At 66.1% G+C, this 16,892-nt stretch carries 14 protein-coding genes; 10 read left to right on the top strand and 4 right to left on the bottom strand.

What is annotated here, in order from left to right; translation table 11 throughout:
- Positions 1-36 precede the first annotated feature (36 nt).
- Positions 37-1,260: an RtcB family protein gene (locus OH799_RS32145; RefSeq protein ID WP_406272070.1), complete on the top strand. Its 1,224-nt coding sequence runs from the start codon at positions 37-39 to the stop codon at positions 1,258-1,260.
- A gap of 62 nt (positions 1,261-1,322) precedes the next feature.
- On the opposite strand, the gene OH799_RS32140 is transcribed toward OH799_RS32145, so the two are convergent.
- Entirely contained in the window at positions 1,323-1,805 is a 483-nt protein-coding gene (locus OH799_RS32140) for a hypothetical protein (RefSeq protein ID WP_406272067.1), read from the bottom strand.
- A gap of 154 nt (positions 1,806-1,959) precedes the next feature.
- Here OH799_RS32140 and OH799_RS32135 point away from each other — a divergent pair, with 154 nt between their 5' ends.
- From OH799_RS32135 to OH799_RS32110, 6 genes are all read left to right on the top strand, one after another.
- A complete protein-coding gene (locus OH799_RS32135; protein ID WP_406272064.1) occupies positions 1,960-2,889 on the top strand; it encodes an alpha/beta fold hydrolase in 930 nt (309 codons plus the stop codon).
- Positions 2,890-3,136: 247 nt separating this feature from the next.
- A complete protein-coding gene (locus OH799_RS32130) occupies positions 3,137-5,260 on the top strand; it encodes a RecQ family ATP-dependent DNA helicase (RefSeq protein WP_406272061.1) in 2,124 nt (707 codons plus the stop codon).
- A gap of 787 nt (positions 5,261-6,047) precedes the next feature.
- Positions 6,048-7,187 (top strand): alpha/beta fold hydrolase, encoded by a 1,140-nt coding sequence (locus OH799_RS32125; protein WP_406272058.1) that lies wholly within the window; start codon positions 6,048-6,050, stop codon positions 7,185-7,187.
- Positions 7,188-7,190: 3 nt separating this feature from the next.
- A complete protein-coding gene (locus OH799_RS32120) occupies positions 7,191-8,615 on the top strand; it encodes an FAD-binding oxidoreductase (RefSeq protein ID WP_406272056.1) in 1,425 nt (474 codons plus the stop codon).
- A gap of 18 nt (positions 8,616-8,633) precedes the next feature.
- Positions 8,634-9,281, top strand: a complete 648-nt coding sequence (locus OH799_RS32115) for a hypothetical protein (RefSeq protein ID WP_406272053.1) — start codon at positions 8,634-8,636, stop codon at positions 9,279-9,281.
- Between the two features lie 37 nt (positions 9,282-9,318).
- The gene (locus OH799_RS32110; RefSeq protein ID WP_406272050.1) at positions 9,319-11,025 is read left to right on the top strand and encodes a GMC oxidoreductase; all 1,707 of its coding nucleotides are present in this window, start codon (positions 9,319-9,321) and stop codon (positions 11,023-11,025) included.
- Between the two features lie 154 nt (positions 11,026-11,179).
- On the opposite strand, the gene OH799_RS32105 is transcribed toward OH799_RS32110, so the two are convergent.
- The 3 genes from OH799_RS32105 to OH799_RS32095 all read right to left on the bottom strand — a co-directional run bounded on the left by OH799_RS32105 (position 11,180) and on the right by OH799_RS32095 (position 13,300).
- The gene (locus OH799_RS32105; protein ID WP_406272048.1) at positions 11,180-12,193 is read right to left on the bottom strand and encodes a hypothetical protein; all 1,014 of its coding nucleotides are present in this window, start codon (positions 12,191-12,193) and stop codon (positions 11,180-11,182) included.
- Positions 12,194-12,773: 580 nt separating this feature from the next.
- Positions 12,774-13,082 carry a hypothetical protein gene (locus OH799_RS32100; protein ID WP_357266391.1) on the bottom strand — a complete coding sequence of 103 codons (309 nt, stop codon included), beginning with the start codon at positions 13,080-13,082 and terminating at the stop codon, positions 12,774-12,776.
- Positions 13,079-13,300: a hypothetical protein gene (locus OH799_RS32095; RefSeq protein ID WP_406272044.1), complete on the bottom strand. Its 222-nt coding sequence runs from the start codon at positions 13,298-13,300 to the stop codon at positions 13,079-13,081. The genes OH799_RS32100 and OH799_RS32095 overlap by 4 nt, the downstream gene beginning before the upstream one ends.
- A gap of 85 nt (positions 13,301-13,385) precedes the next feature.
- Between OH799_RS32095 and ligD the strand changes: the two genes are divergently transcribed.
- The 3 genes from ligD (at position 13,386) to OH799_RS32080 (ending at position 16,883) form a co-directional block, all read left to right on the top strand.
- Complete coding sequence (ligD, locus tag OH799_RS32090) at positions 13,386-14,360, top strand: non-homologous end-joining DNA ligase (protein ID WP_406272042.1); 975 nt, start codon at positions 13,386-13,388, stop codon at positions 14,358-14,360.
- A gap of 147 nt (positions 14,361-14,507) precedes the next feature.
- Positions 14,508-15,458 (top strand): D-isomer specific 2-hydroxyacid dehydrogenase family protein, encoded by a 951-nt coding sequence (locus tag OH799_RS32085; protein WP_406272039.1) that lies wholly within the window; start codon positions 14,508-14,510, stop codon positions 15,456-15,458.
- Between the two features lie 330 nt (positions 15,459-15,788).
- Positions 15,789-16,883: a methyltransferase gene (locus OH799_RS32080; protein ID WP_406272036.1), complete on the top strand. Its 1,095-nt coding sequence runs from the start codon at positions 15,789-15,791 to the stop codon at positions 16,881-16,883.
- The last annotated feature ends 9 nt before the right edge of the window (positions 16,884-16,892 follow it).

The raw sequence follows: 16,892 nt of genomic DNA, 5'->3' as shown, positions 1-16,892 counted from the left end.
CCGTTGATCGTGCAGACCAACGAAAGGATCGAGACCATGTTTCCCCTCGAGCTGCGCGGCACCAAGGCGCAGACGCTGATGTGGGCCCACGAGCACGAGATCGACCAGGCCGCGCTGCAACAGCTGCGGAACATCGCCGGGCTGAAATGGGTCCACGGCGTCCGCGTGATGCCGGACGTACACCTCGGCAAGGGGGCCACGGTCGGCTCGGTGATCGCGATGAAGGGCGCGGTGTCGCCCGCCGCGGTCGGTGTGGACATCGGGTGCGGCATGGAGAGCGTGCGGACCGATCTCACCGCCGCCGACCTGCCGGACAACCTGCATTCGCTGCGGTCGCGGATCGAGGCTGCGGTCCCGGTCGGCTTCCAGGCGCACGCGAACGCGGTGAATGTGACCAAGCTCGGCGGGGACGTGGCCGCGCTCGGCGCGAGCACCGCGACGCTGCGCACGGGCTGGGATCGGTTCTGGGGTTCGTTCAGGGCCCTCAACGACCATGTGCAGGCGCGAGAGTCCAAGGCGCACAAGCAGATGGGCACACTCGGCGGCGGCAACCACTTCATCGAGGTCTGTCTGGACCAGGACGACACGGTATGGATCCTGCTGCACTCCGGTAGCCGCAACATCGGCAAGGAGCTCGCCGAGCGGCACATGACGATCGCGCGGACGCTGCCGCACAACGTCGATCTGCCCGACCGCGATCTGGCCGTATTCGTTTCCGGGACAGCGGAGATGGACGCCTACCGGCGCGACCTCGCCTGGGCACAGGAGTACGCCGCACGCAACCGCGCGGTAATGCTCGCCCTGGTGTGCCGCGCGGTGCAGGACGAATTCACCAGTCGCAAGGTGTGTTTCGAGCAGCCGATCACTTGCCACCACAACTATGTGGCGGAGGAGCTCATCGACGGCGTGCCGATGCTGGTGACCCGCAAGGGCGCCGTGCGCGCGGGCGAGGGTGATCTGGCGTTGATCCCCGGCTCCATGGGCACCCGCTCGTATGTGGTGCGCGGCAAGGGCAATCCGGCCTCGTTCCAGTCGGCCTCGCACGGCGCGGGGCGACGGATGAGCCGCAACGCGGCCAAGCGGCAGTTCAGCGTCGCCGATCTCATCGCCCAGACCGAGGGTGTCGAGTCGCGGAAGGACGCAGGCGTCGTGGACGAAATCCCGGCCGCGTACAAGGACATCGACGAGGTCATCGCCGCACAGCGCGATCTGGTCGACGTAGTGGCGACGCTGCACCAGGTGCTCTGTGTGAAGGGGTGAACACACCGGCGGGATCTCGTGGCGGGCGAGTTGTGCTCGCCGGCTGCGAGATCCGCAGGTGTTCAGCGCCTGCGCAAGGTGGCCGCGATACCGGCCGCGATCAGCATCAGCCCGATGACGAGGGCGAAGCCGCCGAGCACCCAGTTGTGCACGGCCAGGCGCAGTTCGGGCGACAGCACGGATGACTCATCGATCAATCGCCAGGTGTCTTCCGGAGACACGATCTGCATGACGCCTGGCAGCAGACCCCACACCAGGCCCGCGATTACCGTGCCCGCGGGTGAGTACGCAGCCGATAGCGCGACCAGGAACAGCAGCAGCGCGCCGCCGATGATCTGCCCGTTGGAGCCCCATCTGTCGCCCGCACTGCCGACGATCACCCACTGTCTGGTGTCGAGTGCGCCTTTGGCTGCCAAGCCGATTCCGATCGGCGTCACCACCAAACTGATGAGGGTGCCGAGCGCGGTACGCGAAAAATTTCCGCTGGTGCGAAATTGGGCTCCCGGCGGAGCCCAGCCCGCAGGCGGCTGATAGTTACTCGACATTCTTTCCTCCTGCGCGGTTTCCCTGTGACGGAAATATTTTCAGCCCATTGTCCGTCCCGCAGGGTGGATTCGCGGTGGATGCGGTATCAATCGCACGCGAGAAAACGGGGCGCCCGGTCTGGATTCCGCGACCGTTCACCCGATACCATCGGCTATGCCCTGGCGGCCATCGTTCTTCTCGCCCGCTTCGGATTCGGACCCGGCGGCCGGTCCGCCGGAGATCCGCGGCGTGCGGCGGTCGTTCGTCACCGCGCGCGGCGTTCGCTTCCACGTCACGGAGGCAGGGCCCGCCGATGGACGGCCGGTGCTCGCGTTGCACGGCTGGCCACAACACCACTACGCCTACCGCCATCTGCTCGCGGAGCCGCCGGACGGGCTGCGGATCATCGCACCGGATCTGCCGGGTTACGGCTGGTCGGGCCCGGCGCCGCATCGGTGGGCGAAGGAAGACGTCGCGTCGGACGTGCTCGCGCTGCTCGACGAGCTCGGCCTCGACCGCGTCCTGTTGGTCGGGCACGACTGGGGTGGATACATCGCCCACCTGCTCGTACTGCGTGCGCCGGAGCGGTTCGACGCGCTGCTGGCGTTGAATATCGCCCACCCGTGGCAGACGCCGCGCGTTTTCCTTCCGCACGCGTGGCGGTTCCTGGTCTATCAGCCGCCGGTCGCGACGTTCGGCCGGTACCTGCATCAGCGCACCAGGTTCCTGGAACAGCTGATCTTCCCCGGCGCTGTACGCCATCGTGCGGAGTTCGGGCCCGAGGTGGTTCGCGCGTACGCGGACCGCTTCCGTGATCCGGTCTGCGCGCGCACCGCGACCGAGACCTATCGCACCTTCCTGCTGCGTGAAGTACCCCGATCCGCAGGGCGCGGAGAGCGACGCCGCGCAACCGTTCCAATCCGCACCCTGTTCGGTGTCGAAGACGCGGCGATCCACCCTTCACTCGCCGCCGAAGAAACGGCACGGGCCGACGACTATCGCCTGGAGCTGGTGGAGAAATGCGGCCATTTCATCGCAGAGGAGCGGCCGGACCTGGTCCGCGCCCGGTTGGTCGAATTGGCGGCGGCTACCGGGCCCGACTGACCGCACGCGGTCCTTTCGGCGGTGCCTACCCGCACTCCTGCCGGAACGCGTCAGTGGCAGCTCGTGCGGCGCGTGACGACCAGGCCGCCGCGGCCTCGATAGTTTCCGTGCCTGATGGCCGCACGTCGTACCGGCCCCGTCGTTCAGGTGCGGGCGCCGCGCCTCGGAGTTGCGGATGTCACGCCGGTCGGGCTCCGCGGTCGCGGCGCATCGCCGTCTGTCGGTACCGTCGGGCACGATGAAGCGCATGACCACGGCGACCGATGTCCCTGCGATCGACCTCACCGCCCCCGACCTGCGCGAGCGCGCGGAGCATCTGCTGCGCGAGCTGGCCGGACCGGGCGCGCGGCTGCGGGAGGACCAGTGGACCGCCATCGAGGCGCTGGTCGTGCGGCGACGCAGGGCACTGGTCGTACAGCGGACCGGCTGGGGGAAGTCGGCGGTGTACTTCATCGCGGCCAAGCTGCTGCGCGGGGCCGGTCGCGGGCCGACGGTGATCGTCTCGCCACTGCTGGCCCTGATGCGTAACCAAGTGGCGGCGGCCCAGCGTGCGGGGGTGGTCGCCGCGACCATCAACTCGGGCAACGTCACCGAATGGGACGAGATCCACGCGCGGGTCGCCGATGGCGCGGTCGATGTGCTGCTGGTCAGCCCGGAGCGGCTGAACAACCCGGACTTCCGCGACCAGGTTCTGCCCCGGCTCGCCGCGGATGCGGGACTTGTGGTGATCGACGAGGCCCACTGCGTGTCGGACTGGGGCCACGATTTCCGGCCGGACTATCGCCGTATCCGCACCCTGATCGCCGATCTCGGTTCGGACGTGCCCGTGCTCGCGACCACCGCGACCGCCAACGACCGAGTGGTCACCGACGTCGCCACCCAGATCGGCACCGACACCTTGGTGCTGCGCGGCACGCTGGAGCGCGAATCGCTGCACCTGTCGGTGGTCCGCTTCGACGACGCGGTGGAGCGCACCGCCTGGCTCAGCGGCCATCTGCACCGGCTGCCCGGCTCCGGAATCGTCTACACACTCACTGTCGCCGCCGCGCACGATCTGGCCGACGTGCTGAACTCGCACGGCCATCGGGTCGCCGCTTACACCGGCCAGACCGACCCCGCCGAACGCGAGGTGTTGGAGGCCGCGCTGCTGAACAACGAGGTGAAGGCGCTCATCGCCACCTCGGCGCTGGGCATGGGATTCGACAAACCCGACCTCGGGTTCGTCGTGCACGTCGGCGCGCCGTCCTCGCCTATCGCCTATTACCAGCAGGTCGGTCGCGCGGGGCGCGGCACCGACCGTGCCGAGGTGATCCTGCTGCCCGGCCCCGAGGACGCGCGGATCTGGAGCTACTTCGCCTCCGTAGCCTTTCCGCGCGAACATATCGTGCGCGCGGTACTCGACGCGCTGGACTCCGACCGGGCGCTGTCGACGGCGGCGCTGGAACCGCTGGTGGAGCTGAACCGCTCCCGGCTGGACATGGTGCTGAAAGTGCTCGACGTGGACGGCGCGGTACGCCGGGTACGCGGCGGCTGGATCTCCACCGGACAGCCGTGGATCTACGACACCGAACGCTATGAGCGCCTGTCCGCGGCCCGCGAGGTCGAACAGCAGGCCATGGTCGACTTTCAGTCGACTTCCGGCTGCCGGATGGAGTTCCTGCGTCGTCAGCTCGACGACCCTGGACTGCCCGCGGGCCGAGCGGATTCGCCCGGCTGCGGCCGCTGCGACAACTGCACCGGCGCCCGCCCCGACCGCACCGTGGCCGCCGATGCCGTCGCCGCGACCAGAGCTCGCCTCGATCGCCCCGGCATCGACCTCGCTCCACGCAAGCAGTGGCCCACCGGCATGGCGAAGCTCGGAATCCCGTTGTCCGGCAAGATCTCCGGTGGCGCCGAGACCGGCCGTGTCCTCGGCAGGCTCACCGACCTCGGCTGGGGACAGCGCCTGCGCGCGTTGCTCGACGGCCCGGACGCCCCCGTCCCCGACCCGGTCTTCGACGCGTGCATCGCCGTGCTGCGCGAATGGAACTGGGCAGCACGCCCCGCCGCGGTGCTGGCGCTGGAATCCCCCCGCTATCCCGCGCTGACCGCCAGCCTCGCCGCCCGGCTCGCCGAAGTCGGCCGCCTACGCGACCTCGGCACGCTGCGGACCCGGCCGGACCGGCCGCCGGTCTCCGCGGCGAACTCCGCACACCGGGTCGCGGGACTGTTCGACGCATGGGAGGTTCCCGACCTCATCGACGTAACAGGCCCGATCCTGTTGGTGGACACCCTCACCGACACCGGCTGGACGTTCACCGTCACCGCCCACGCGCTACGGGCCGCAGGAGCCGACGCGGTGCTGCCGTTCGCTCTGGCCATGCCCACATAGCGGTGCGCAAGTGCCGAAACAGGCGCGCGCGGCGTGCTGAATCAGATCTACTTCGGGCACAGTAAGATTCGCCGCGCCCGGCGTAGCTGGCGTTGACCTCCGATATCGGCGTCGTCGCGTACGCCGATCGTCCCATCTACGAAACTTGCATACCAGCTCCCCCTCGAACGGCACGGTGACCGCACCGCAGCGGTGCTTATGCCCGCATCGCCCGAAGACTGCCGTAGGCAACCGCGACCTAACACCACGGAAGAAGCTGGAAGTAGGTGGGCGCTTCAAGCAAGAATGAGCCGAGACGGCAGGGCCTGAACTTTGAAACACCATGCGGCACAGTTCTTTCATTCGAGCACAAGACGAGGTCGAGCTGCCTGGAGTCGAGCGCGTTCTGTGCGGCGCCTCATGCTCCTGCCCTGATCACGATCATGGGTCCACGGCGGTAGCAGCACTTCGAAGTCTTGTTGCGGACGTAACCGCCGATCGGCAATGCCTAACAGTGGCCATGTCCACGTCCTGACCATGGGGATCACCAATGTTGCCCCGCCGCCGTACCCGGCGATCACACCGCCGATGTGGAGTGAGTACCAAAAGACCGTTTCGGTACCCCCACCAAGCCCCTACAATAATGATTGTCACAGGGCGAGCACTGTCGGTGAGCAGCAGGTGGGCACTTTCAATGAGCCCATCAACTTTTCCCACCCAAAACTCGGGATCGAGCAAAATCTTGGGATTGACGTATGGCCGATCAGAAGGCCATTGATATCCGCGAACCCCACGGACAGGAATTCCGATGCCTAGGTCTACGGCTGATCCACTCACCAAGATAGAGATTGGTTCGGTGCCCCGTCACGTTCCGCTCTATACGCACACAGGTGTAGAGGATTGCGATTTCTCGGTCCATCCCTTCAACACAGATGATGGTCTGGGGCTGAGTATGCTTCGGTTCCGTCGAGAACCAGCTGACGACGTGGTCCTGGTTATCCATGGCCTCACCACATCCAGTGACATGTTCATCATGCCGGAGCACACCAACATGGTGACATTCCTGCTCAACTCCGGGTTCTCGGACGTCTGGACACTGGACTACCGGATGAGCAATAGGCATCCCTACAACCGCGGGATGCACCGGCACAATATGGACGATATCGCGCTGTACGACTACCCGGCAGCGCTGACCGAACTTCGCAAGCACATCGGTGACCGACGCGTGCACGTCATCGCGCATTGCCTGGGTTCTGTCTCATTCATGATGAGCCTCTTCGGCGGTGCGGTCGACGGCATTGCCAGCGTCATCGCCAACAGCGCCGCGCTCACACCGCGGGTTCCGAATTGGTCCCGGCTGAAGCTGACGTTCGCCCCGACCTTCGTGGAGTTCATACTCGGTCTGCCATACCTGGATCCGCGCTGGCACACGGAGCCGAAGCTGTCGCGCGGGTGGCTGTTTTCCAAGGGTGTCTCGCTGTTCCACCCCGAGTGTGACGAGCCCGCCTGCCACATGCTCAGCCTGATGTGGGGCACCGGCTGGCCGGCGCTTTACAGCCACGACAAGCTGCGCGAGATCACCCACGCCCGCAGCGGTGATCTATACGGCGCCACCGGACTGCACTACTACCGCCACGTTGTCGAGATGGTGCGTGCCGGCCGGGCCGTGAAGTTCGACAGGGATGCCCGATACAACGCACTTCCAGACGACTACCTCGCCAGAGCCGGCGAGATCACCACACCGGTACTCCTGACCACAGGAGGAAGAAACAACGTGTTCACCGATTCCAACATCGTCTGCTACGACCGGCTGGAAGCAGTCGCACCCGGCCGACACGAGTTGGAGATCTTCCCGGGATACGGCCACCAGGATGTGTTCATGGGACGCAACGTTCACCGTGACGTGTTTCCACGAATGCTTGACTTCCTGAAGCGTCAGGCGGTGTGACCTATGAGCCGACCATCAGCACACAGCTACCGGCCCACAAGCCATGAGCGGTGGAACCACGAGACCCTTGCCACCCTGGCCTTCGACTGGGAGCGGATCGGCGCCCCTGGCATCGCCCCCAAGCGACCGTTCAAGGTGTATCTCCCAACCACGACCGAGGAAGTCGTCCGCGCCGTGCGCGAGGCAAAGGAGCTCGACCAAAAGCTCATCGTGCGAGGCCATGGCCACTCCAGCAATAACCTTGTCACCGGGGCGAGGGCGTGTGTGCTCCTCACCGAGTGGATGGACCAGATTGTCGAGATCGACGAGGAGAGGCTCACCTGCACGATGCAGGGTGGCGCCGTCCTCGCGCAGGTCGACACTGCCCTCGCCGAACACGGCCTCGGGCTGTCCATCATCGGCGACCACGACGACATCACCGCCGCCGGTTTCGCCTCGGTCGGAGGAATCAGCCCCGCCTCGCACCGCTACGGCATGTTCGTCGACACTGTGATCGAGCTGGAGTACGTCGACTGGGAAGGCATCGTCCATACGTGTAGCCGGACACACCGACGAGAGGACCTGCTGCGTCTTCTCGCGGGCACCGGGCGGCACGGGGTCATCACGAGCCTCGAGGTGTCGATCGTGCGCGTCGACAAAAGGCGCGAGGTGTTGCGGAACGACAGCTTCGTAACGCTCGATGTGAGCAACTTCATCGAGCGCTCCGGCAAGCTGATCGAGGATCCGGGCGACGCGGTGATGGAGCGTGGGGTGTGGGCGGACCTGCCGGTCACTGGTGGCGTGAACATCCGGGTCGGTCAATTCTCGTCATACCACGAGACGACGCAGAACCCGCTCAAGTCGCTGTACAACCGGGCGGCCTACGGCTACCAGCAGCTGCTCGGCTACTGGGCCGGGCGGCTGCCCGGCCGCATCGACGTAGCCGCGAAGTACCTCGGTTTCGCCGCAATCATGCTGCCGCCCAGCTTCGCCGATTTCAAGAACGTCGAGCGGTTCACCGACCAGATACTCGACTCTACCGTCGGGGATCCGACTCGGATGCTGATCGTGCTCGCTCCTGCAGACAAGTACGGCGTGCTCTTCCGCGAGCTCTACCGCCTCTGTCTGGACGAACGCGACAACAGCGGCGCCATCACCTTCATTTCCTTGTATGTCAAGGCGATCCGTTCGAGCTATCTGTCCCGCGGTGAGGAGGACCGCCGACACTGTGAGCTGATGTTGTATGTCGGCGTGGACCCCGACCGGATGACTGAGAAAATCCTCAACGGGCTGGTCGAGCGGATCGATGCGCTGACCGTCGCGCACAGCGCCTTCCGGTACATGCACACGAGGACGACGGCCGACCCGGTGCGGCGGCAGCTGGTCGACCCGAATACAGCGTACGAGGCTGTCGAACTGGCAACGTCGGACACCGTCAACCCCCGTTGAGCGGCGAGGGAGCATGGCATGCCTACAGGACTGACCTTCCGGGAGAAGATGTTCGGACCGTTCGCCTTCGGCTGTACCGACCCCGGCGACGGAGCCGCGGTGGGCCGGCGGACGAGCTGGGACCTCACGTTGCATGGCACTGTCACGATCGACGACGTGGCCGCGTTCGTGACTGGTCCACAGCATCTCGGCAATCTGTCGGGCGAGATCGAACTGCCCGGCATCGGTGATCGGATTCCCTTCCGGGACGGTGTTTTCAAGCTGTTCGTGCCGAGCCGAGAACCCGGGCTGACGCTGATGGTCTACGAGGCACCATTGCGCGTCAATGGAGTCGATCACTACCTCGCAGGTCGCAAGAATGTCCGCGACGATTTCAGGCTGGATCTATGGCCCGACACCACCACTCTCGAAGTCCGCCTGCATCGAGGCGACAACGCGACAGGCCCGGTAGCCGGCAGCGGAGTGATCCGCCTGTCGGTGTTGGAGCTCTTCGCCTTGCTCGCCTCTGCTCGCACGAAGCATGCCGGGTCCCCGGCCGAATCAGCCTTGGCGGTCGCTGCATTCGGTCGGCTATTCCTGCGCAACCTCGTCGATAGCTACCTGCTGCGACCGACCGCGTATCTACGCACTCGTCACGGAGCAGCCGAGGAAGAAGTTCAGGAATGAACACCTCGATGCACATCTTCACCTGGAGTTGAGAACCATGTCGCAATCGGCACGCCACCACGCCCTCGAGCACGTCGATGCTGTTGTCGTCGGTTCTGGTTTCGGTGGTTCGGTAGCCACCTACCGGCTGGCCGAAGCCGACCAGTCCGTGGTCTTGCTCGAACGGGGCCATGACTACCCGCCCGGAAGCTTCGCCCGCAGCCCCGCCGAGATGCGCCGGGCATTCTGGGACCCCAGCGAAGGGCTGTACGGTCTCTTCGACATCTGGGCATTCCGCGGCTTCGAGTCCGTAGTCTCCAGTGGCCTCGGCGGCGGGTCGCTCATCTACGCCAACGTGCTGCTCCGCAAGGACGAGCGCTGGTTCGTCCACGAGGATCCACTGCCGGGCGGCGGCTACGAGAAATGGCCAATCAGCCGAGCGGACCTCGATCCGCACTACGACGCAGTGGAGCGCATGATCGGTGTGACGCGGTATCCGGTGAACAAGCCCGCGTTCGACACGCCCAAGACGCACGCGATGCGTCAGGCTGCCACCAATCTCGGGCTGGACTGGCAGTTACCGCCGCTGGCTGTCTCATTCGCCTCGAGACCGGGTGATGAACCGGAGGTGGGCGTCCCAATCGTGGAACCGGAGTACGGCAACCTGCACGGCACGCCGCGACGGACCTGCCGACTGGTTGGTGAGTGCGACATCGGCTGCAACGACGGTGCGAAGAACACCCTCGACCACAACTACCTATCCGCGGCCAGACATCATGGCGCCGACCTGCGCAGCCGGTGCGAAGTGCGCATCGTCCAGCCGCTCGAACTCGGTGGCTACGAGGTGGAGTACGTCGAGCACGACCCCACCAGCGAGGGCAAGCGCATCAATACCCGTGCACTACCGACGCGGGTGATCCGGTGCAAAAGGCTGATCCTCGCAGCGGGCACATACGGCACCACCTTCCTGCTACTCACGAACAGGCGCGCCTTTCCCGGGTTGAGCACAGCCCTCGGAACCCGGTTCTCCGGGAACGGTGACCTGCTCACCTTCCTTCTTCCCGATCGCACCATGGCACCGAGGTCGTTCGCGGCCAGCCGCGGCCCGGTAATCACCTCGGCGATCAGGATCGGCGACGACCTCGATAACGATGTCGATAAACGGATCAGCCGCGGGTTCTACCTCGAGGACGGCGGCTACCCCGGGTTTACCGACTGGATCGTGGAACGCCTCGACCTCACGGGCCGGTTCTTCCGCGCAGGCGAGTTCCTCACCCGCTGGCTGCTCGCCCGGCTGCGCCGCTCGCCGGACACCGGGATCAGCGCCGAGATCGCACGACTGATCGGGCAGGGCAGGCTATCGAATGGCGCGCTCCCACTGCTGGGCATGGGCCGTGACGTACCGGACGGAGTGATGGGACTACGCGACGGCCTGCTCGACGTGAAGTGGACCACCCGGACGAGCCTGCATTACTTCGAGCAAGTCCGTGAGACCATCCGCACGATCGCCGATGAGCTCGACGCCAAGTACGTCGACAACCCTGTTTGGTTTTTCAAGCACATCATGACCGTTCACCCACTCGGCGGCGCGCCCCTCGGGCGCAACGCCTTCGAGGGCGTATGCGATGCCTACGGCGAAGTCTTCGGGTACCCGGGTCTCTACGTGGCCGATGGTGCGGCGATGCCTGGACCTGTGGGGGCAAACCCATCGCTCACCATCGCGGCGATGGCCGACCGGATGACCACCCACCTCCTCGAGGCCTAACGGCAATGCCGCGCAATCAGGGGCCTGTCGCGCATTGACCTGTACCGTCGCCAGTTTCGAGTGATGTTGCGGTATAGGCGATTGGTGGTGACGGCATGTTCCAGCACGGATCACTGACGGCCACAGCCCGGCGAGGACGGTATATCTTGTGTTGCTATGTGTTCCCCAGCGCCGCCCACGCCCGCGCCAGGGAACGCCCGATAGGGTCGATGACCCGGCGGTCGTTCCAATACCAAGGGTGGGCCAACGGGGTCCACCCCATCCACCTCGGGCCGACGGACACTCGACGATCCGCAGTGACCTGTTCGCCGTACAAGCCGTTCAGCCGTTTCAATGGCGACGCGATGACGTCATCTGGGTCATAGACATTGACCCACTCACCGCCGATCCCCGGGTTGTGATCAGCGGCGTTCGGATGCGGCACGAGCACCGGCCTTCCCCGATCGGGTAGCCGTCCCGCCCACAGCGCGAGTGGACTGCCCAATGTGTACAAAAACGTCAGAGTTTCGCCTCGTTCGAGCGAGGTGCCGCCGTCCAGGAACTCCCTTGTCCTCGGCCCGACCAGAGATCTCGGTCTCTCCGTCTCCTCTTCGTCCGGGTAGAAGCCGTGCTCGACTTCGAGATCGTAGAAAAAATTGCTCGCGATCACCGTGCCGAGACTGTGCGAGATCACGCACAGGGGGGCCGTCGGACCCGCGACTTCGGCGAGTTCACCGAGCGTATTCGCGACAACAGCGTGCACCTCGTCGTACATTGCGCGTTCCGTGGAGTTGATCTGATACGCAACAGCGTCACCGATGTAGTGCACCGCCAGCCAACGCAAAGTGGGAAAATGGAAGTCGCGGGCACAGGGCAACCACCGTATGAGACCGCTCGCGGCCATTGTCACGAGAGCTGCAGTAGAACCCGCAGCCGCGCGGGTCCCTAGACGATTGAGCGCCCGAAAGTATTCGATCGCGCCAGCGCCGCCCACTCGGTCCAGCAGCTCGTCCTGCCCCGTTTGCAACACGGGCGCCCAGAAGGCCGGCCTGATGACCAGTGCGTCATCTGGATAGACCCCGGAAAAGCGCGCGAAGGATCGCTTGAGCAGGGCAATCGCGGTATCGGCGAAATGCGCGTCATTGATCTCGACGCCATGAATGAAAACAACCGCCAGTCTTTCGCGCATGGTGCCTCATGTCTCGGGCTGTGGTGGTGCCTCATGTCTCGCCGCCATGACCTGCCTGGATCCGTCGCCGCGAAACCTCGTGTGTAGCGGCGTGCAGGTCCGCCTTGTTCCCGAGGATGGAGCTGCGGTGATCAAGGGACCTGGCGGCGACATACCAATCACTCTAGAAGCGGCAGTTCTGACGATGGCTCGTCTTCCTGACACGCGCTGAAGCAGGGAACCACCAATTGTTGGGCAGTCGATATCGGATGGAACTCAATAAAGTATGCGCCCGTGGCTTTCGCCGCACTGGACGCCACGCCGGAGACGAAGGGCCTGAACATGCGCCAAGACCCCCGCAACGAAACACTGGAACCGCTGGGTGAGCAGAAGGGATATATCTTCCGTGATTGGTACGCGGAGCCCACGGGCGATCTAGACCCGGAGAATATTTTCCCATACCGAGTGAGGCCGGTCGGTCAATAGTGATGGTCCATTCTCGAGGAGGACCGCACATGACCGACAATGATCTCACCGACTGCCTTGGACGGGAAGTACGGAGCGATTCGGCCAGCGGGTCGGTGCACGTCACCGCGCCCCCTCACAGACTGAGCGTCGCCCGCAGCCTCGCGTCGAGGGATTCCGTCTCAGCCGCGGTCAGGACGCCGAGCTGTTCGGTGAGCCACGGCCGGTAGGCGCGGAGGAGCTCGAGGGTGTCCGCCCAGCCGTGCTCGGTCCGAGTGGCCAGTACATGGCCCGGGTCCGCGTCGCGCAGCGGGACGACGTGCAGCCAGCGGTAATGCGAGGTGATCACCGCCGAGTCGGACACCAGCACGACGGTCGGACGCCGCGGAAACAAGGCGCCGTCGCGCAGCGTAGGAGAGTAGCGCCAGACCTCGCCGCGCTTCATGCCGCGCCACCGGCGTCGCGCTCGGCGGCCTGGGTGAGCCGCACGTCGTCGTACGCGGCGGCCAGCTCGGCCTCCTCATCGATGACCAGCGCGGTCAGGCTCTCGTGCACGAGCGTGGTGCGCAGCGCGGCGTTGATCATGGAGGAAAGGCTGCGGTTCTGGCGATCGGCGGCCTCCCTGGCCCATGCGGCCACCTGGGGATCCAGTGTGACCGTCACGCGCGCCGCCTTGCTCATACTCGTATGCATACCAGAACGGTGCAACGCCCGAAACCTGTCCGGGGCATCGGTTAGGGTCGGACGGGTGGCCAGCAAGTCTGCGGCGCCGGCTATCGAACTCGAGGTCGGCGGCCGCACGATCCGCATCTCCAACCCGGACCGGGTCTACTTTCCGGAGACCGGCGCAACCAAGCTCGACCTGGTGCAGTACTACCTGAGCGTCGGGGACGGCATCGTCAACGCGCTGCGCGACCGGCCATGCATGCTGCATCGGTTCCCCAAAGGGCTGGCGGGAAACAAAGTGCACCAGAAACGGCTCCCCGCGGGCGCGCCGGACTGGATTACCACTGTGCGGGTGTTCTTCCCACGCTACGGCAGGCACGCCGACGAGCTCTGCGTCACCGAACTCGCCGATGTCATCTGGGCGGTGCAGATGTCGACGGTCGAGTTCCATCCGTGGAACTCCCGCGCCGCTGACACCGAAAGGCCCGACGAGTGGCGCATCGACCTGGACCCGATGCCGGACTGCCCGTGGTCGCGAGTGCGGCGGGTGGCCGGAGTCGTGCGCGAGGTGCTCGACGAACTCGGCGCGGTCGGCTGGCCGAAGACCTCCGGCGGCAAAGGTCTGCACATCTACGTCAGGATCGCGCCGAACTGGGGATTCAAGGACGTCCGCCGCGCCGCGCTCGCCTTCGCCCACGAGGTCGAGCGGCGTGCGCCCGACGACGTGACCACCACCTGGTGGCGCCGCGACCGCGACCCGGAACTGCTGTTCGTCGACTACAACCAGAATGCGCGCGACCACACGATCGCCGCCGCGTACTCGGTGCGCGGCGTCCACGCTGCGACGGTCTCCACACCGTTGCGGTGGGACGAGATTTCCGACATCGATCCGCGCGACTTCACCATGTCCACCGTCCCCGCCCGCTTCGCCGAACTCGGCGACCTGCACGCGGGCATCGATGACGCGATGTTCCACCTGGATCGACTGCTGGAGTGGGCCGACCGGGACAAGGTGGACGCCGAGTTGGACGCGCAGACAGATCTGGACGAGAACTAGCGAGGGCCGATGTGGGCGGGTGCTGTGCGACACTGCGCCGTCCACGACCAGGCGGCGATGCTACCGTCGCTGCGGCGACCGTGGGTCGTCGTTCACCTGTTCGCACCACCGCCGACCACGCCGTATTGCACCGAAGGAGGTCCATCCATGAGCCGACCGGCAGTACCGATCGCGGTGGGCCCGGCCGAACCTCCTCCCGCGCTGGTGGAGAAGGCGGTGCAGGAGGCGGGGGCCACGGTGTCGGAACTCGATGAAGCGCGCGCGCTGGTCTGGGCCGGTGGTCCCGGTGAGTTCCCGGACGAGCTGCCCGCCACCGTCGAGTGGGTGCAGCTCCCCGCCGCCGGCATCGAGGACTGGTTCGCCACGGGCATCTTCACGAAGTATCCCGATGTCCGATTCACCTCCGCCGCAGGCGCTTTCGCGGCAAGTGTGGCCGAGCACGCGCTCATGCTGCTGCTCGCGGGCGTCCGGTATCTTCCCGAACACCTGCGGGCCGTGCGCTGGCGCCAACAGGACTTCTTTCCGCACGTCGGCACGCTGCGCGGCAAGACGGTGACCATCGTCGGCGCGGGCGGAATCGGCCGCGCGCTGATCCCGATGCTGGTTCCGCTCGGCGCACACGTGATCGCGGTCAACCGCAGCGGGCGACCGGTCACCGGTCCCGGCATCCCGGACACCGTCGAGACACTCTCCGCCCACCATCTCGCCCGGATCTGGCCGCGCACCGACCATGTGGTCATCGCGGCGCCCGCCACCCCCGACACCAGGCACCTCCTCGGCGCGGACGAACTCTCCCGGCTCAAGCCGTCGTCCTGGGTCGTCAACGTGGCTCGCGGCAGCCTCATCGACACCGACGCCCTGGTGGCGGCGCTGGCGTCGGGTGCGATCGGCGGCGCCGGGCTGGACGTCACCGACCCGGAACCGCTTCCGGACGGCCACCCGCTCTGGGGGCTGCCGAATGCCATTGTCACGCCACATGATTCGAATCCGCCGCAGCTACGGTTCGCGGCGTTCGCGGATCACGTCGGTGAGAATGTCACGCGGTTCCTCGCCGGACGCGAGCTGCTGGCGCCGATCGATCCCGCCCGCGGGTACTGAGACGAAAACACACCCGAACCGCCGCGCGTGTCGATGTCGGGTAGGCACTCCTCGTCCGACACCCTGGGCTGGTTCGGCGCTGCCAAGACCACCGTCGATTCCGTGATGATTCCCGACCTCTCAGCGCGTCGCACACCAGTGATTTCCACGGGCCGCACAAGCGGAGACCCGTGCTCAGCTGCCCGAAACGACCGACGACCACTGCCCCGCTCGACCATCCGGGGCCGCAGGTCAAGCGCACATTCCCGTGGGTGTGAGCCCGAACGGACCCACTGGGACGTACGCTCCTAGACGAGCGCAGAGCGCCGACCTTCGACGGAAGGGGTCACTATGGTGTCCAACCGGCCGAGAATCCCACCGCAGCGGCTGGTGCACGCTGTCGAATCGGTCCGCACTGTGCTGGCGGTAGCGTTCCGCAAGCTGGTGCCGGGACATATCGCGCTGATGGAGCTGATCGCCGCCGGATGGATCACCCAGGCGATCCATGCCGCGGCTGCGCTCGGGATAGCCGACGAGCTCGCGGCGGGGCCACGGTCGAGTGCGGAGTTGGCCGCGGCGGTCGGCGCCGACGAGGACGCGTTGCGGCGGCTGCTGCGGCTGCTGATCAGCCACGGCATCTTCACCCAGCGCCGGGACGGCAGGTACGCACTGACGCCGATGGCGCGGGCGCTGCGCCGCGACGCCGACGTGTCGCTGCGCGACGCAGTGCTGTTCTTCGGTTCGCCTGGCCACCGCAACCACTGGTCGCACCTGGTCGACGCCGTCCGCACCGGCAAACCGGTCGGCGAGGAGCTGGACGGGATGCCGTTCTTCGACTACGTGCAGAGCGATCGCGAACTCGGCGAGCTGTTCGACCGCGCGATGACGAGCATCAGCACCCTGGCCATGGAACCGCTGTTCGCGGCCTATGATTTCGGCCGCTACGAGACCATCGTCGACGTAGGCGGCGGAGAAGGATCTCTGCTCGCCGAAATCCTGCGCCGCGCACCACGCTCACGCGGGATCCTGTTCGACCTGCCCGAGGTGGTGGAGTCCGCGCCTGCCCGGCTCGCCGAACTCGGCCTGGCCGACCGCTGCTCGGTCGAGAGCGGATCGTTCTTCGACACCGTCCCGAAGGGCGGCGACGCCTACATCCTCAAGCACATCCTGCACGACTGGGCCGAGCCGGAGGCGGGCCACATCCTGCGCGCGGTACGGGCGGCGATGACGCCCGACACGCGGTTGCTGATCATCGAGTTGGTCATTCCCGAACACCCTGGTCCGCACCCGAGCAAGTACATCGACCTGGAGATGCTGGTCAACGCAGGCGGCCGGGAGCGAACCGAGACCGAGTACCGCGAGTTCCTCGCCCGCCACGGGTTCACGCTGACAAGCCTCGTGCCGACCGTGGCGCCCGACAATGTGCTCGAGGCCCGGCCGAGCTAGCGCCTTCCT

The sequence above is a fragment of the Nocardia sp. NBC_00881 genome (genome assembly GCF_045207455.1).
Taxonomy (GTDB): domain Bacteria; phylum Actinomycetota; class Actinomycetes; order Mycobacteriales; family Mycobacteriaceae; genus Nocardia.
This window is presented reverse-complemented; position numbering and strand designations above follow the sequence as displayed.

What these genes read in the sequence shown, in the direction of transcription:
- OH799_RS32085 (WP_406272039.1), top strand. Translation starts at nt 14,508, where the DNA reads ATGAGCCGACCGGCAGTACCGATCGCGGTGGGCCCGGCCGAACCTCCT.
- OH799_RS32140 (WP_406272067.1), bottom strand. Translation starts at nt 1,805, where the DNA reads ATGTCGAGTAACTATCAGCCGCCTGCGGGCTGGGCTCCGCCGGGAGCC.
- OH799_RS32130 (WP_406272061.1), top strand. Translation starts at nt 3,137, where the DNA reads ATGACCACGGCGACCGATGTCCCTGCGATCGACCTCACCGCCCCCGAC.
- OH799_RS32125 (WP_406272058.1), top strand. Translation starts at nt 6,048, where the DNA reads ATGCCTAGGTCTACGGCTGATCCACTCACCAAGATAGAGATTGGTTCG.
- OH799_RS32105 (WP_406272048.1), bottom strand. Translation starts at nt 12,193, where the DNA reads ATGCGCGAAAGACTGGCGGTTGTTTTCATTCATGGCGTCGAGATCAAT.
- OH799_RS32080 (WP_406272036.1), top strand. Translation starts at nt 15,789, where the DNA reads ATGGTGTCCAACCGGCCGAGAATCCCACCGCAGCGGCTGGTGCACGCT.
- OH799_RS32115 (WP_406272053.1), top strand. Translation starts at nt 8,634, where the DNA reads ATGCCTACAGGACTGACCTTCCGGGAGAAGATGTTCGGACCGTTCGCC.
- OH799_RS32110 (WP_406272050.1), top strand. Translation starts at nt 9,319, where the DNA reads ATGTCGCAATCGGCACGCCACCACGCCCTCGAGCACGTCGATGCTGTT.
- OH799_RS32135 (WP_406272064.1), top strand. Translation starts at nt 1,960, where the DNA reads ATGCCCTGGCGGCCATCGTTCTTCTCGCCCGCTTCGGATTCGGACCCG.
- OH799_RS32100 (WP_357266391.1), bottom strand. Translation starts at nt 13,082, where the DNA reads ATGAAGCGCGGCGAGGTCTGGCGCTACTCTCCTACGCTGCGCGACGGC.
- OH799_RS32120 (WP_406272056.1), top strand. Translation starts at nt 7,191, where the DNA reads ATGAGCCGACCATCAGCACACAGCTACCGGCCCACAAGCCATGAGCGG.
- OH799_RS32145 (WP_406272070.1), top strand. Translation starts at nt 37, where the DNA reads ATGTTTCCCCTCGAGCTGCGCGGCACCAAGGCGCAGACGCTGATGTGG.